The 14649-nt window shown below is 71.6% G+C and carries 14 protein-coding genes; 6 read left to right on the top strand and 8 right to left on the bottom strand.

All coding sequences use genetic code 11. The annotated features are described in order from the left end of the window. Nucleotides 1–29: 29 nt before the first annotated feature. Genes ACFWBF_RS00580 through ACFWBF_RS00545 form a run of 8 tightly spaced genes read right to left on the bottom strand, consistent with a single transcriptional unit; the run spans nt 30 to nt 6619 of the window. Nucleotides 30–2021, bottom strand: coding sequence for an NADH-quinone oxidoreductase subunit L (locus tag ACFWBF_RS00580; protein WP_385592888.1), 1992 nt, complete (start codon nt 2019–2021; stop codon nt 30–32). Then, complete coding sequence (gene nuoK, locus ACFWBF_RS00575) at nt 2018–2359, bottom strand: NADH-quinone oxidoreductase subunit NuoK (RefSeq protein WP_385232951.1); 342 nt, start codon at nt 2357–2359, stop codon at nt 2018–2020. The genes ACFWBF_RS00580 and nuoK overlap by 4 nt, the downstream gene beginning before the upstream one ends. After that, nucleotides 2359–3012, bottom strand: coding sequence for an NADH-quinone oxidoreductase subunit J (locus ACFWBF_RS00570; RefSeq protein WP_385592885.1), 654 nt, complete (start codon nt 3010–3012; stop codon nt 2359–2361). Before ACFWBF_RS00570 ends, nuoK begins: the two co-directional genes overlap by 1 nt. Continuing rightward, complete coding sequence (locus ACFWBF_RS00565; protein ID WP_385593211.1) at nt 3012–3644, bottom strand: NuoI/complex I 23 kDa subunit family protein; 633 nt, start codon at nt 3642–3644, stop codon at nt 3012–3014. The genes ACFWBF_RS00570 and ACFWBF_RS00565 overlap by 1 nt, the downstream gene beginning before the upstream one ends. Then, nucleotides 3641–4609 (bottom strand): NADH-quinone oxidoreductase subunit H, encoded by a 969-nt coding sequence (locus ACFWBF_RS00560; RefSeq protein WP_385592882.1) that lies wholly within the window; start codon nt 4607–4609, stop codon nt 3641–3643. The genes ACFWBF_RS00565 and ACFWBF_RS00560 overlap by 4 nt, the downstream gene beginning before the upstream one ends. Continuing rightward, nucleotides 4606–5619: an NADH-quinone oxidoreductase subunit C gene (locus tag ACFWBF_RS00555; protein WP_385592880.1), complete on the bottom strand. Its 1014-nt coding sequence runs from the start codon at nt 5617–5619 to the stop codon at nt 4606–4608. Before ACFWBF_RS00555 ends, ACFWBF_RS00560 begins: the two co-directional genes overlap by 4 nt. Continuing rightward, on the bottom strand, nt 5616–6221 hold the full coding sequence (locus tag ACFWBF_RS00550; protein WP_385592875.1) for an NADH-quinone oxidoreductase subunit B: 606 nt from the start codon (nt 6219–6221) through the stop codon (nt 5616–5618). Before ACFWBF_RS00550 ends, ACFWBF_RS00555 begins: the two co-directional genes overlap by 4 nt. Further along, nucleotides 6212–6619 (bottom strand): NADH-quinone oxidoreductase subunit A, encoded by a 408-nt coding sequence (locus ACFWBF_RS00545; protein ID WP_385234697.1) that lies wholly within the window; start codon nt 6617–6619, stop codon nt 6212–6214. Before ACFWBF_RS00545 ends, ACFWBF_RS00550 begins: the two co-directional genes overlap by 10 nt. Nucleotides 6620–6775: 156 nt before the next feature. Between ACFWBF_RS00545 and ACFWBF_RS00540 the strand changes: the two genes are divergently transcribed. From ACFWBF_RS00540 to ACFWBF_RS00515, 6 genes are all read left to right on the top strand, one after another. Beyond that, a complete protein-coding gene (locus tag ACFWBF_RS00540; protein ID WP_385592871.1) occupies nt 6776–7978 on the top strand; it encodes a sensor histidine kinase in 1203 nt (400 codons plus the stop codon). A gap of 275 nt (nt 7979–8253) precedes the next feature. Beyond that, on the top strand, nt 8254–9555 hold the full coding sequence (locus ACFWBF_RS00535; RefSeq protein ID WP_385593208.1) for a sensor histidine kinase: 1302 nt from the start codon (nt 8254–8256) through the stop codon (nt 9553–9555). A 166-nt stretch (nt 9556–9721) separates the two neighbouring features. Continuing rightward, entirely contained in the window at nt 9722–10381 is a 660-nt protein-coding gene (locus ACFWBF_RS00530) for a response regulator transcription factor (RefSeq protein ID WP_361608429.1), read from the top strand. Between the two features lie 224 nt (nt 10382–10605). After that, the gene (locus ACFWBF_RS00525) at nt 10606–12549 is read left to right on the top strand and encodes a 2-oxoacid:acceptor oxidoreductase subunit alpha (protein ID WP_385592868.1); all 1944 of its coding nucleotides are present in this window, start codon (nt 10606–10608) and stop codon (nt 12547–12549) included. Then, complete coding sequence (locus ACFWBF_RS00520) at nt 12542–13627, top strand: 2-oxoacid:ferredoxin oxidoreductase subunit beta (RefSeq protein WP_385592866.1); 1086 nt, start codon at nt 12542–12544, stop codon at nt 13625–13627. The genes ACFWBF_RS00525 and ACFWBF_RS00520 overlap by 8 nt, the downstream gene beginning before the upstream one ends. A gap of 141 nt (nt 13628–13768) precedes the next feature. Continuing rightward, on the top strand, nt 13769–14629 hold the full coding sequence (locus ACFWBF_RS00515; RefSeq protein WP_385592863.1) for an NAD(P)H-binding protein: 861 nt from the start codon (nt 13769–13771) through the stop codon (nt 14627–14629). Nucleotides 14630–14649 lie beyond the last annotated feature (20 nt).

Raw genomic sequence — 14649 nt, 5'->3', positions numbered from 1 at the left:
GCTGATATCAATCACGGCTGACTCACGGCTCACGATCCGGCGTTGACGTTGGCGAGGACGGCGGTGGCGATCGCCAGGACCACGGCGCCGGCGAGCAGGGCGCTCAGGTAGCTCTGCACGTTGCCGGTCTGGGCGCGGCGTACGAGGCTGCCGAGCAGCCGGGGGCCGATGCCCGCGCCGCGGACGTACGTCTCCACCACCTCGCGGTCGAGGAAGCGTACGAGGCTTGCGGCGCCCCGGACGGGGCGGACGAACAGCCGGTCGTAGACGGCGTCGAGGTGGAAGCCGTCGGCCGCGTGGCGGTGCAGCGGGCCGAGCAGCGCCTTGCCGGGGTCGGGGGCGGTGCCGGCGGGGACGGCGGGGTGGTCGTGGGTGACCTCGGCGACCTCGGGGGTCTCGGCGGCCGACTCCGCGGCGGCGACCGACACGGGCACCCCGGCCGCGGCTCCGTCCTTGGCCACGGCACGCTGCCAGAGGGCGTAGGTGAGCAGGGCGCCGATGACTGCGGCTCCCGTGCCGAGGACCGAGGTGGTCACCGTCGGGGTGAGCTCCTTGCCGTCGAACCAGTCGGCGAGGGGGCCCACGGTGAGACCGAAGCCGACCGACGGGATCGCCAGCAGCCACAGCACGCCGGTCATGGCGACGGGCTCCTTGCCGTGGTCGGGGGCGGCGGCGCCCCGGCCGCGGAAGGCCATCAGCCACAGCCGGGTGGCGTAGGCGGCGGTGAGCAGGGCGGTCAGCACGCCGGCGACGAGCACCACCCAGCCGGCGGTGCTCGGGGCGAACTCCGAGTGGCCGGTGGCGGTGTGCTCGGCGGCGACGAGGACGGCTTCCTTGGAGAAGAAGCCGGCGAAGGGCGGGATGGCGGCGAGCGCGAGCAGCGCGATCGTCATCGTCCAGAAGGCGTCGGGGATGCGCCTCGCCAGGCCGTCCATGCGTGACATGGCGGCGAGGGAGTTGGTGCCGGCGGCGTGGATGATCACGCCCGCGCCGAGGAACAGCAGCGCCTTGAAGGCGCCGTGGGACAGGAGGTGGAAGACGGCGGCCGAGCGGTCGCCGACGGCCAGGGCGCCGGTCATGTAGCCGAGCTGGCCGATCGTGGAGTAGGCGAGCACGCGCTTGATGTCGTCCTGGGCGAGGGCGGCGAGCGCGGAGCCGACCATCGTGACGGCCGCCATGACGGCCATGACCACCAGCGCGGCCCGCGAGGCCGCGAAGACCGGCAGGAGGCGGGCGACGAAGTAGACACCGGCGGCGACCATCGTCGCGGCGTGGATGAGCGCGGAGACCGGAGTGGGGCCCGCCATGGCGTCCGGAAGCCAGGTGTGCAGCGGGAACTGTGCGGACTTGCCCGCGACTCCGGCGAGCAGCAGCAGTGCGATCAGCGTCGGGTGGTCGAGCCCGCCCGCGGCGACGGTGCCCAGGATCTTCGTGATCTGGAAGGAGTCGGCGTCGGCGGCGAGCGCGAACAGGCCGATCAGGAAGGGGACGTCACCGAGCTTGGTGACGAGGAAGGCCTTCAGGGAGGCGGAGCGGGCCGCCTCGGTCTCCCAGTAGTGCCCGACCAGGAAGTACGAGCAGATGCCCATGACTTCCCAGCCGACCAGCAGCACCATGAGGTCGCCGGAGTAGACGACGAGCAGCATGGCGGAGGTGAACAGTGAGACGAGAGCGGCGTACGACGGATAGCGCGGGTCCTCGCGCAGGTACGCGGTCGAGTAGAGCTGTACGCAGGTGGCGACGACCCCGACCAGGACGGCCACCAGCACGGCGAAGCCGTCCAGGTACAGCGAGAGCTCGATCGGCACCGAGCCGGTCGGGGTCAGCTCGGTCGCGGTCTCGATCGCCTTGCCGCCGCCTTGGCGGAAGGCGACGAGCACCGCCAGGACGGCGGCGGCCAGCGTCGGCAGCACGGCGAGCGGCCGGACGAAGCCGGGCGCGCTGCGGCCGAAGAGGAGTCCCGCCACCGCGCCCAGGAAGGGGAGGAGGGGGACGAGGACGGCGAGGGTCGGGGTGCTCACGCGGCGGCTCCAGTCGCGCTGTCCGGCTCGTGGCCCTCGGCGGTGTCGCGCAGGTGGTCGACGTCCGCGGTGCCTCGGTTGCGGTACACCATCAGCACGATCGCGAGACCGATGCCGATCTCGGCGGCGGCGATGGCGATGGTGAAGAGGGTGAGGGCCTGGCCGGCGTGCAGGGCGTCGCGCAGCCAGACGTCGAAGGCCACCAGGTTGAGGTTGACGGCGTTGAGCATCAGCTCGACGGACATCAGGACCAGGATGGCGTTGCGGCGGGCGAGTACTCCGTACAGGCCCGTGCAGAAGAGGAGCGCCGCCAGCACGGCGGGGTAGGCGAGGTGCATCAGCGCTGCCCCTTCTTGTCGCCGGTGCCTGCGGTGGTGCCGGCGGTGGTGGAGCCGGTGGCGTCGGCCGGGTCCGCGGGGTCGTTCCTGCGGGACAGCACGATGGCGCCGATCAGGGCAGCGAGGAGGAGGACGGAGAGCGCCTCGAAGGGCAGTACCCAGTGCCGGAAGAGGATCTCGCCGGACACCTGGGTGGAGCCCTGGGCGGGGCCGTCGAGGTCGATCCAGGTGGTGCGGAAGGCGTCCACGACCACCCAGACGAGCGCGGCGGCCGCGACGGCGGCGATACCGAGCGCGACCCAGCGGTTGTTGGAGTCGGCGTCCGGGGAGCGGCCGATGGGGGCCTTGGTGAGCATCAGACCGAAGAGGAGGAGGACGACCACGGAACCGAGGTAGATCAGTACCTGGACCCAGGCGATGAACTCGGCGGTCAGCAGCAGGTACTCGACGGCGATGCCGCCGAGCGCGACGACCAGCCACAGGGCGGCGTGCACCAGCTGCTTGGTGGTGACGGTGACGGCTGCCGCGCCGAGGGTGGCGAGGCCGACGAGGACGAAGGCGATCTCGACGCCCGTCGGGGAGAGGAAGCCGGGGACGGGGCCGGAGCCGGCGCCGGTGGCCGCGGTGGCCGCGGCGAGGTGGGCGGCGTACATCAGGCGGTGCCTCCCGCCGGGGTGTCGGGGGTGTCGTCGGCTGACGGGCCGGGTGAGTCCGGCGTGTCCGCGGCCCCCTCGGCCTCGGCGGCGGCGGCCGCGGCCGCGGCGGCTGCCTCGGCCTTCTCCACCGCCTTGCGGGCGGCGACGAGTTCCTTGGGCTCCTCGGCGGCGGGGTCCAGGGCGGGCGGGGCCGGGACGGTCCACATCCACTCGCGGAGCTTGTCGCGCTCGTGGGTGAGCTCGTGGATGTCGGTCTCCGCGTACTCGAACTCCGGCGACCAGAAGAGGGCGTCGAAGGGGCACACCTCGATGCAGATGCCGCAGTACATACAGAGGGCGAAGTCGATGGCGAAGCGGTCGAGGACGTTGCGGCTGCGCTCGCGGCCACCGGGGGTCGAGGCCGGCAGCGTCTCCTTGTGGGAGTCGATGTAGATGCACCAGTCGGGGCACTCGCGGGCGCACAGCATGCAGACCGTGCAGTTCTCCTCGAACAGGCCGATGACCCCGCGCGAGCGCGGCGGGAGTTCGGGCTGCACCTCGGGGTACTGGGCGGTGTGCGAGCGCTTCGTCATCGTGCGCAGGGTGACGGCGAGGCCCTTGGCCAGGCCGGATCCGGGGATGGGCATCAGTTGATCGCCACCTTCACGATGCCGGTGAGCGCGATCTGGGCGAGCGCGAGCGGGATGAGTACGGTCCAGGCGAGCTTCTGCAGCTGGTCCTCGCGCAGTCGCGGGTAGCTCACGCGGAGCCAGATCACCACGAAGGCGAGGACGGCGACCTTGAGCAGGGTCCAGACCCAGCCGAGGCCGTCACCGCCGAAGGGACCGTGCCAGCCGCCGAGGAAGAGGACGGTGGTGAGACCGCACAGGACGACGATGCCGGCGTACTCGGCGAGCAGGAACAGCGCGAAGCGCAGGCCGGTGTACTCGGTGTACGCGCCGAAGATGATCTCGGAGTCGGCGACGGGCATGTCGAAGGGGGGCCGCTGGAGTTCGGCGAGGCCGGCGGTGAAGAAGACGAGGGCGCCGATGATCTGCCAGGGCAGCCACCACCACTCGAAGGCCTCGACGATCCCGGGGAGGGAGACGGTCCCGGCGGCCATGGCGACCGAGGCGGCCGCGAGGAGCATGGGGAGTTCGTAGGCGAGCAGCTGCGCGGCGGTGCGCAGGCCTCCGAGCAGGGAGAACTTGTTGGCCGAGGCCCAGCCGGCCATGAGCGAGCCGAGGACTCCGACGCCCATGACCGCGAGCGCGAAGAAGAGGCCCGCGTCGATGACCTGGCCGACCGCGCCGGTGCTCGGGCCGAGCGGGATCACGAGGAGGACGAGGAGGTAGGGGAGCAGCGCGACGGCGGGGGCGAGCTGGAAGATCCGCCGGTCGGCGTTGGCCGGGACGATGTCTTCCTTCTGCGCGAACTTGACCCCGTCGGCGACGAGCTGGGCCCAGCCGTGGAAGCCTCCGGCGTACATGGGGCCGAGGCGGCCCTGCATGTGGGCCATCACCTTGTGCTCGGTCTGCCCGATGACGAGCGGGAGCACGAGGAAGACGGCGAAGACGACGATCAGCCGCAGGGCGACGTCGAGGACGTCGTTCACGCGTCGCCTCCGTTGTCGGTGTTCGGGTTCGGGTTCGGGTCGGTGGTCTCGGGTTCGGCCGGGGGCTCCGGGTCCTCGAAGGCGGGCTTCGGGTCGTGCCAGGGCGCGTCCGCGCTGCGGGGGGCCGGGCGGCGGGGAGCCTGCGGCTCGGGCTTGACCGCGTCGGCCTCGCCCTCCGGGCCGGGGGCGGCCGGGGTCGGCTCCGCCGGCGCGGCCGGGGTCGCCTGGCTCGCGGAGCCGTCGGCTACCGAGCGGGTGCGCCGGGGCGGGCGGGGCGGGGTCTCGCCCTGCGGGCCCGGGGCGGCCTGGGTCGGCTCCGCCGGGGCGTCCCCGGCCGCGTCCCCGGCCGCGGGGGCGGTGCGGGGGCGGCGGGCCGGGGCGGCGGCTCCGGCTGCGCGGGGAGTGCGGGCCGGGCGGGCGGGGGCCGGCGGGAGCTGGCCCTTCATCGGGCCCCAGTCGTTCGGGTCCGGGACGCCCGGCGGAAGCATCTGGCGGCGCTTGGGGCCCTCGGGGTCGGCGCCCTCGCCGGGCTCCTTGGCGCCCGGCCAGGACTTGGCGACGCGCGCCGCGAGCACGAAGTCCTTGCGCAGCGGGTGGCCCTCGAAGTTCTCCGGGAGGAGGAGGGGAACGAGGTTCGGGTGCTCGGAGAAGACGACCCCGAACATCTCGAAGGTCTCGCGCTCGTGCCATTCCGCGCCCGCGTAGATCGAGACGGCGGAGGGCAGCGAAGGCGCCGAGTGCGGGACCGTCGTCCGCAGGAGCAGGCGGCGTACACGGTGGTTTTCGAGGGACACGACGTGCGCGCAGACACGGAAACCGGTGCCCGGCTCGTCCACCGCGCTCAGCCAGTCGAAGTACGTGCAGCCCAGCTTGTCCCGGGCGATCTCCAGTGACGGGATCCAGCTTCCGACGGGCACGTCGACGGTGAGGACGTCGTAGGCGAAGGAGCCGACGGCTTCGGCGCCGAAGACGGTCGGGGCGCCGTCCGGGAGGGAGTCGTAGAGGTTCACGCGCCTGCCCCCGGGGTGGGCGGAGGGGTCACCAGGGCGCTCGTCAGCTGAGCCGGGGAAGCGGGCGCCGTCGCGTAGCGCTCCGCCAGGGACTCCCGGGCGATCTTCTCCTGGAGCTTGAGGATGCCCTGGAGCAGCGCCTCCGGGCGCGGCGGGCAGCCGGGGACGTACACGTCGACGGGGATGATCTGGTCGACGCCCTTCGTCACCGAGTACGAGTCCCAGTACGGGCCGCCGCAGTTGGAGCACGCGCCGAAGGAGATGACGTACTTCGGCTCGGGCATCTGCTCGTACAGGCGCTTGACGGCCGGGGCCATCTTGTCCGTCACCGTGCCCGAGACGATCATGAGGTCCGCCTGGCGGGGTCCCGGCGCGAAGGGGATGACACCCAGGCGGATGAAGTCGTGGCGCGCCATTGACGCGGCGATGAACTCGATCGCGCAGCAGGCGAGGCCGAAGTTGAAGACCCACAGGCTGTAGCGGCGGCCCCAGTTGAGGACCACCTTCATCGGCTCGGGGGCGAGGCGGGAGAGCACTCCCAGCCTCTTCGGCTCCGGGAGCAGCACGCCCTCGGTCTGTGGCACGGCCGGTGTCACGTCCATTCGAGGACGCCCTTCTTGTACGCATAGAGCAGGCCGACGGCCAGGAAGCCCAGGAAGATGAACATCTCCACCAGCGTCGTGGCGCCGTAACCGGCGGCGGCGAACACCGTCGCCCACGGGAACAGGAAGATCGAGTCGACGGCGAAGATGACGTAGAGGAAGGCGTAGACGTAGTAGCGGACCTGGGTGTGCGCCCAGCCCTCGCCGACCGGGTCCACGCCGCACTCGTACGTCAGGAGCTTCTCGGGGGTCGGAACCGAGGGGCGCAGCAGGCGGTTCGCGCTGAAGGCCACGGCCACGAAGAGCACACCGAGGACGGCCAGGAGGCCGACGACCGAATAACTCCGGAAGTAGTCCGCGGCGAGCACGGATACGGTCGATACCGTTGGGTCGGGCACGTCCGTTCCTCGCTTCTCGGCCACTGTCGACGATCAGGGTGATCTGGTACGGACGGGAGTCTAGGGCCTGGGCCCCGCGGGGTGGGGTTATCCCCCGTTTACCTCGACCTGACCACCCCATGGCATCGGCGTGGCGAAATTGGCAGGCTGGGGGGCATGACCGCGAGCATTCAAGCCAGTCAGGCCGTCGGCGACGATCGGCCCCCTCCCGTACGCGCCGCTCTGAGTGCCGTGACCTGGAAGGAGATCGCTCATCTCTTGAGCAATCTCCCAGTGACTCTCGTCGGGTTTGTTTACACGATCGGCATGGTGTCGATCGCCGGCGGCCTTTCGGTCACCGCGATCGGTCTTCCGCTGCTCGCATGTGGCCTGTTCCTGTCTCGCCAGTTGGGACGTCTGGAACGGGCGCGGGCCCGCCTGCTGCTCGGCGTACGGGTGGAGGAGCCGACGCCGATCCCCGGCCCGCGGCGGACGGGCGGCTTCTTCCCCTGGCTGTGGACCGCCCTGAAGGACCCGGTGGCGTGGCGGACCGTGCTGTACGACCTGGTGCGGCTGCCGTGGGGGGTGCTGACCTTCGGCGTGACGCTGGTCGGGCTGTTCGTGCTGTGGCCGGTGCTGCCGTACGTGGCGCGGGTGCTGACCAATGCGGACCGGGCGATGGTACGGGGCCTGCTGTCTCCGTCGGACGAGCTGGAGCGGCGCATCGCCGAGCTGGAGTCCGACCGCGGGGTGGTGGTCGACACGGCGGCGGCCGACCTGCGGCGCATCGAGCGGGACCTCCACGACGGGGCACAGGCGCGGCTGGTGGCGCTGGCCATGGGGCTGGGCCTGGCGAAGGAGAAGCTGCTGGAGGACCCCGAGGGGGCGGCGGCGATGGTGGACGAGGCGCACGGTGAGGTGAAGCTGGCGCTGCAGGAGCTGCGGGACCTGGCGCGGGGGATCCACCCGGCGGTGCTGACCGACCGGGGGCTGGACGCGGCGCTGTCGTCGGTGGCGTCGCGGTGCCTGGCCCCGGTGAAGGTGTCGGTGGACCTGCCGGCGCGGCCGGCGGAGGCGATCGAGGGGATCGCGTACTTCGTGGTGTCGGAGCTGCTGCAGAACGTGAGCAAGCACGCCCGGGCGCGGATGGCCGCGGTGGAGGTGTGGCGGTCGGGGCCGCGGCTGTTGATCCGGGTGTCGGACGACGGGCGGGGCGGGGCGGACACGTCGGCCGGGAGCGGGCTCGCGGGGTTGGGGGAACGGCTCGGGTCCGTCGACGGGGTGTTCGTGGTGGATTCCCCCGAGGGGGGCGGGACCACGGTGACGGCCGAGTTGCCGTGGCGCGACCGGGTCCCTGTGCGGGGGCCCGTGCGGGGCTGAAGTGTCGGTCGAGCGGGGCTCCCGTCCAGGGTTGGGCGGGGGTCCCGCCGTGTGTCCGGGGGCGGGTGGGCGCGGCTCCAAGACATAGGGCTCCGCCCCAGACCCCGCGCCTCAAACGCCGGCGGGGCTGGATTTTTCGGCTGAGGCCGTCTGGCTCCCGGCGGGGTGGGTGGGGTTAACCCCACCTCCGAGAGGCCGACGTGCCGCATGGATCGGGGCGGGGGCGGGCGGCAGGGTGGAGGGGTAGAGGGATGACGGAAGGGCGGGTCCAGATCATGGTCGGCAGCACGCGTACGGGCAGCGGCATCGGCAGGGTGTTGCGCGCCCCCGTCGAGGGGCGGGCCTGGCGGGAGTTCGGGTATCTGATGCTCGGACTGCCGCTCAGCACCGTGTACTTCTCCCTCGCCATCACCGGCGTCAGCCTCGGCGCGGGCCTGCTGGTCACCTTCCTCGGGGTGCCGGTCCTCGCCGGAGTCCTCGCCATGTGCCGGGGGTTCGGGCGGCTGGAGCGGGCGCGTGTGCGCGGGCTGCTGCGCGTCGACATCGCCGAGCCCGAGCCGATCCGGGCGAAGAAGAGCGGGGCGCTCGCCGCGATGGGGGCGCTGCTCAAGAGCGGCAGCGCCTGGCGGCACGTGCTGTACTCGGTGGTCCACTTCCCTTGGGCGGTGACCAGCTTCTGCGTGGCGCTGGTGTTCTGGGCGTACGGGTGGGCGTGCCTCCTGTATCCGCTCTGGTTCTGGGTCTTCCCCGCCTTCACGGACCAGCCCGGGCTGCAGCTCTTCCAGAACGAGGGCCACGCGTACTTCCTGGACTCGCCCGTGGAGATCACGCTGACCTGCCTCCTCGGGCTCGCGCTGACGCTCGCCACCCCGTGGGTGGTCCGGGCGCTCACCACCGCCGACCGGGTCCTGATCGCCGGGCTGCTCGGGCCGTCCCGGCTCGCGTACCGCGTCAGCGAGCTGGAGTCCGACCGGGGCGTGGTCGTCGACACCGCCGCCGCCGACCTGCGCCGCATCGAGCGGGACCTGCACGACGGGGCGCAGGCCCGGCTGGTGGCGCTGGCCATGGATCTGGGGCTGGCCAGGGAGAAGCTGACCGAGGACCCGAAGGCCGCCGCGCGGATGGTCGACGAGGCCCACGGGGAGGTGAAGATCGCCCTTCAGGAGCTGCGCGACCTGGCCCGCGGGATCCACCCGGCGGTGCTGACCGACCGGGGGCTGGACGCGGCGCTGTCCGCGGTGGCCTCGCGGTGCGCCGTTCCGGTACGGGTGGCCGTGGATCTCCCGGCGCGGCCCGCGGCGGCGATCGAGGGGATCGCGTACTTCACCGTCTCGGAGCTGCTCCAGAACATCAGCAAGCACGCCGGGGCCCGTACGGCGAGCGTCGACGTGTGGACGTCGGGCGACCGGCTGCTGATCCAGGTCGCCGACGACGGCCGGGGCGGGGCGGACTCGGCGGCCGGCAGTGGGCTGGCCGGGCTCGCCGAGCGGCTCGACGCCGTGGACGGGGTGTTCGTCGTGGACTCCCCCGCCGACGGGGGCACCACCGTCACGGCCGAGCTCCCCTGGCGGGCGTGACACTCCCGCGCCACGCCGTTCACCCGTCCGCTCCCGAAAACACGGCTCCCGCGCCCATTCGTTGATCCGGCTCCGCCTTGATCCGGCCTTGAGGCTGGGATGCTTGGCTGAGTCAGCGAATTCGGGCACGAGCAAATGCGGGAGCGGCAAAGTCGTGGAAGACAGGGTGCGGGTGGTCATCGCCGAGGATTCAGTGCTGCTGCGTGAGGGCCTGACCCGGTTGCTGACCGACCGGGGGCATGACGTCGTGGCAGGCGTCGGGGACGCGGAAGCCCTGCTCAAGACGGTGGCGGAGCTGGCGGCGGAGGATGCGCTGCCGGACGTGGTGGTGGCCGATGTACGGATGCCGCCGACGCACACCGATGAAGGCGTACGGGCCGCGGTGCGGCTGCGGCGCGACTACCCCGGGATAGGGGTGCTCGTGCTGTCGCAGTACGTGGAGGAGCAGTACGCCACCGAACTCCTGGCCGGTTCCAGCACCGGGGTGGGGTATCTGCTCAAGGACCGGGTGGCCGAGGTGCGGGAGTTCCTGGACGCGGTCGTCCGCGTGGCCCGGGGCGGTACCGCCCTGGATCCCGAGGTCGTCGCCCAGCTCCTGGGCCGCAGTCGCAAGCAGGACGTGCTGGCGGGGCTGACCCCCCGCGAGCGCGAGGTGCTCGGGCTGATGGCCGAGGGCCGGACCAATTCCGCGGTGGCCAAGCAGCTGGTGGTCAGCGACGGAGCGGTGGAGAAGCACGTCAGCAACATCTTCATGAAACTCGGTCTTTCGCCGAGTGACGGGGATCACCGGCGCGTGCTGGCCGTCCTCACCTATCTAAGGTCTTGATCAACTGACACTCTGTCAGGTATGGCCGGATGCAGCCCCCCGCGTCACGCGGGGATCTGCGTCCGGTCGGCACCTGGGCTCGGAATGTTTTGCGCACGGCACGACATCTCTCGGACAGACCGTCTCAGAGGACGGTCCAGAATATGAGCGCCCCAGGGAAGGAAAACCTTCCGACGTAGGGTTGGCCTTGGGAGCGGCTCACGCCTCGAAGGAGGTCCAGTTCAGTGACCAGCCAGGTCAGTAGCCCAGCCGAGCAATCCGACGGGGCCGAAGGGACCGTGGTCGGCGAGCAGCGGACGCCCCCGGGTCCGGGTGGCAAGGAAGTGCGCCGCCTCGACCGGGTGATCATCCGCTTCGCGGGTGACTCGGGTGACGGCATGCAGCTCACCGGTGACCGCTTCACCTCGGAAACGGCTTCGTTCGGTAACGACCTCTCGACGCTCCCGAACTTCCCCGCCGAGATCCGGGCGCCCGCCGGCACCCTGCCGGGCGTCTCCTCGTTCCAGCTGCACTTCGCCGACCACGACATCCTGACGCCGGGCGACGCCCCGAACGTCTTGGTGGCCATGAATCCGGCGGCGCTCAAGGCGAACCTCGGTGACGTGCCGCGCGGCGCGGAGATCATCGTCAACACCGATGAGTTCACCAAGCGCCCGATGGCCAAGGTCGGCTACGAGACCTCGCCGCTGGAGGACGGCACCCTGGCGGCGTACAACCTCCACCCGGTGCCGCTGACCACGCTCACCGTGGAGGCGCTGAAGGACTTCGGGCTCCCCCGCAAGGAGGCCGAGCGCAGCAAGAACATGTTCGCCCTGGGGCTGCTGTCCTGGATGTACCACCGCCCCACCGAGGGCACCGAGAGCTTCCTGCGGCAGAAGTTCGCGAAGAAGCCCGAGATCGCCGAGGCGAACGTCGCCGCCTTCCGGGCCGGCTGGAACTTCGGCGAGACCACCGAGGACTTCGCCGTCTCCTACGAGGTGGCCCCGGCCACCTCGTCCTTCCCGACCGGCACCTACCGCAACATCTCCGGGAACCTGGCCCTCTCCTACGGCCTGATCGCGGCGGGCCGGCAGGCCGATCTGCCGATCTACCTGGGCTCGTACCCCATCACCCCGGCCTCGGACATCCTGCACGAGCTGAGCAAGCACAAGAACTTCGGCGTACGGACCTTCCAGGCCGAGGACGAGATCGCCGGCATCGGCGCGGCGCTGGGCGCGGCCTTCGGCGGCGCGCTCGGCGTGACCACCACCTCCGGCCCCGGTGTGGCGCTCAAGTCCGAGACGATCGGCCTGGCGGTGTCGCTGGAGCTGCCGCTGCTCATCGTGGACATCCAGCGCGGCGGCCCCTCCACCGGCCTGCCGACCAAGACCGAGCAGGCCGACCTGCTCCAGGCGATGTACGGGCGCAACGGCGAGGCGCCGGTCCCGATCGTGGCCCCGCGGACCCCGGCGGACTGCTTCGACGCCGCGCTCGACGCGGCCCGGATCGCGCTGACCTACCGGACCCCGGTGTTCCTGCTGTCCGACGGGTACCTCGCCAACGGCTCCGAGCCCTGGCGGATCCCGGACGTCGCGGACCTGCCGGACCTCAAGGTTCCGTTCGCCACCGCCGCGAACCACGAGCTCGCGGACGGCACCGAGGTCTTCTGGCCGTACAAGCGCGACCCGCAGACCCTGGCCCGCCCCTGGGCGGTTCCGGGCACGCCGGGCCTGGAGCACCGTATCGGCGGCATCGAGAAGCAGGACGGCACGGGCAACATCTCCTACGACCCGGCCAACCACGACTTCATGGTCCGCACCCGCCAGGCCAAGATCGACGGCATCGAGGTGCCCGACGTGGACGTGGACGACCCGGACCAGGCCCGGACCCTCGTACTCGGCTGGGGCTCGACGTACGGCCCGATCACCGCGGCCGTACGCCGGCTGCGCCTCGACGGCGCGCCGATCGCGCAGGCGCACCTGCGTCACCTGAACCCCTTCCCGAGGAATCTCGGCGAGGTTCTGAAGCGTTACGACAAGGTAGTGGTGCCGGAGATGAACCTTGGGCAGCTGGCCACCCTGATCCGGGCGAAGTACCTGGTCGACGCGCAGTCGTACAACCAGGTCAACGGAATGCCGTTCAAGGCCGAACAGCTCGCCACGGTCCTCAAGGAGGCCATCAATGACTGACCTCGCGAGTCTGCCCGAGGCGGAAGCCGAGCCCACGCTGCTGTCGCTGGTGCCGAAGGCCGCGGCCAAGCAGTCCATGAAGGACTTCAAGTCCGACCAGGAGGTCCGCTGGTGCCCGGGCTGCGGCGACTACGCCGTGCTCGCCGCCGTACAGGGCTTCATGCCCGAGCTGGGGCTGGCGAAGGAGAACATCGTCTTCGTCTCCGGGATCGGCTGCTCCTCACGCTTCCCGTACTACATGAACACGTACGGCATGCACTCGATCCACGGGCGCGCCCCGGCCATCGCCACGGGCCTGGCCACCTCCCGGCGGGACCTGTCGGTCTGGGTCGTCACCGGTGACGGCGACGCGCTCTCCATCGGCGGGAACCACCTGATCCACGCCCTGCGGCGGAACGTCAACCTCAAGATCCTGCTGTTCAACAACCGGATCTACGGGCTGACCAAGGGGCAGTACTCCCCCACCTCCGAGGTCGGCAAGATCACCAAGTCGACGCCGATGGGCTCGCTCGACGCGCCCTTCAACCCGGTGTCGCTGGCGCTCGGCGCGGAGGCCTCCTTCGTGGCCCGCACGGTGGACTCGGACCGCAAGCACCTCACCGAGGTGCTGCGGCAGGCCGCCGACCACCAGGGCACGGCGCTGGTGGAGATCTACCAGAACTGCAACATCTTCAACGACGGGGCCTTCGAGGTCCTGAAGGACAACGAGCTGGCGCAGGAGGCCGTGATCCGGCTGGAGCACGGGCAGCCGATCCGCTTCGGCGTGGACGGCGCCAAGGGCGTCGTGCGCAATCCGGCCACCGGTGACCTGGAGGTCGTCGTGGTCACCCCGGAGAACGAGTCGCGGGTGCTGGTCCACGACGCCGCCACGGCCAGCCCGACGACCGCGTTCGCGCTGTCCCGGCTGGCCGACCCCGACACCCTGCACCACACCCCCATCGGGGTGCTGCGCAGTGTGGAGCGGCCGGTCTACGACACGCTCATGGCCGAGCAGCTGGACAAGGCCGTGGACCGCAGCGGCAAGGGCGACCTCAGCACCCTGCTGAGCGGCAACGACACCTGGACCGTCGTCGGCTGAGCCGTCACGGGGACCGCCCGAGGCCCGGATCTCGCGAGAGGTCCGGGCCTCGGCGCGCATACGGACGATCAACGCGCGCAGACACTGTCAAAAAGTTAGCGCTTACCGTAAGGTGGTGGCATCCCACCAAGGAGAGCCATCATGAGCATCGTCGTCACCGCAGCCACCGGAGCCCTCGGCCGCCTCGTCGTCGAAGAGCTGCTGGAGCGTGTCCCCGCCGACCGCGTCGCCGTCGTCGTACGCGACGCCGACAAGGCGGCCGACCTCGCGGCGCGCGGCATCGAGCTGCGCGTCGCCGACTACGGCGACCCCGCGAGCCTGGCCGGTGCCTTCCGGTCCGGCGACCGGGTCCTGCTGATCTCCGGCAACGAGATCGGGCGCCGCGTGGCCCAGCACACCGCCGTGGTCGAGGCCGCGGTCGCCGCGGGCGTGGCGCAGCTCGCGTACACCGGGATCCTCGGCGGCCCCGAGGCCGACTTCGACCTGGCCGCGGAGCACCGGGCCACCGAGCAGGTGATCCTCGACTCCGGGATCCCGTACACCTTCCTGCGCAACGGCTGGTACCACGAGAACTACACCCGCGACCTCGCCACCGTCCTGGAGCACGGGGCGGTCCTGGGCAGCGCGGGCGAGGGCCGGGTCGCCTCGGCGGCGCGCGCCGACTACGCGGCCGCCGCGGCCGTGGTGCTGACCGGCGAGGGGCACCTCGGCCGGGTGTACGAGCTCTCCGGGGACACCGCCTGGAGCCTGGCGGAGTACGCGGCCGAGGTCGCGGAGCAGTCGGGCAAGGAGGTGGCGTACACCGAGCTGCCCCCGCAGGCGCACCTGGAGGTGCTGACCGGCGCCGGGGTCCCCGAGGCCTTCGCGGCGATCATCGTGGACGTGGACGCGGCCATCGGGCGCGGCCGGCTGGGGTCCACCACCGGCGACCTGGCCCGGCTGATCGGGCGCCCGACGACCCCGGTGGCCCGGGCGATCACCACCGCGCTCGGCGCCTCGTAGTCGATCACACGGCGGGACCG

Source organism: Streptomyces sp. NPDC060028, assembly GCF_042736725.1.
Classification (GTDB): domain Bacteria; phylum Actinomycetota; class Actinomycetes; order Streptomycetales; family Streptomycetaceae; genus Streptomyces.
This window is presented reverse-complemented; position numbering and strand designations above follow the sequence as displayed.

Bases quoted from the DNA above. Each gene is read 5' to 3' on its own strand.
- nuoK (WP_385232951.1), bottom strand. From the start codon at position 2,359: ATGCACCTCGCCTACCCCGCCGTGCTGGCGGCGCTCCTCTTCTGCACG.
- ACFWBF_RS00570 (WP_385592885.1), bottom strand. From the start codon at position 3,012: ATGTACGCCGCCCACCTCGCCGCGGCCACCGCGGCCACCGGCGCCGGC.
- ACFWBF_RS00550 (WP_385592875.1), bottom strand. From the start codon at position 6,221: ATGGACGTGACACCGGCCGTGCCACAGACCGAGGGCGTGCTGCTCCCG.
- ACFWBF_RS00540 (WP_385592871.1), top strand. From the start codon at position 6,776: ATGACCGCGAGCATTCAAGCCAGTCAGGCCGTCGGCGACGATCGGCCC.
- ACFWBF_RS00535 (WP_385593208.1), top strand. From the start codon at position 8,254: ATGGTCGGCAGCACGCGTACGGGCAGCGGCATCGGCAGGGTGTTGCGC.
- ACFWBF_RS00520 (WP_385592866.1), top strand. From the start codon at position 12,542: ATGACTGACCTCGCGAGTCTGCCCGAGGCGGAAGCCGAGCCCACGCTG.
- ACFWBF_RS00515 (WP_385592863.1), top strand. From the start codon at position 13,769: ATGAGCATCGTCGTCACCGCAGCCACCGGAGCCCTCGGCCGCCTCGTC.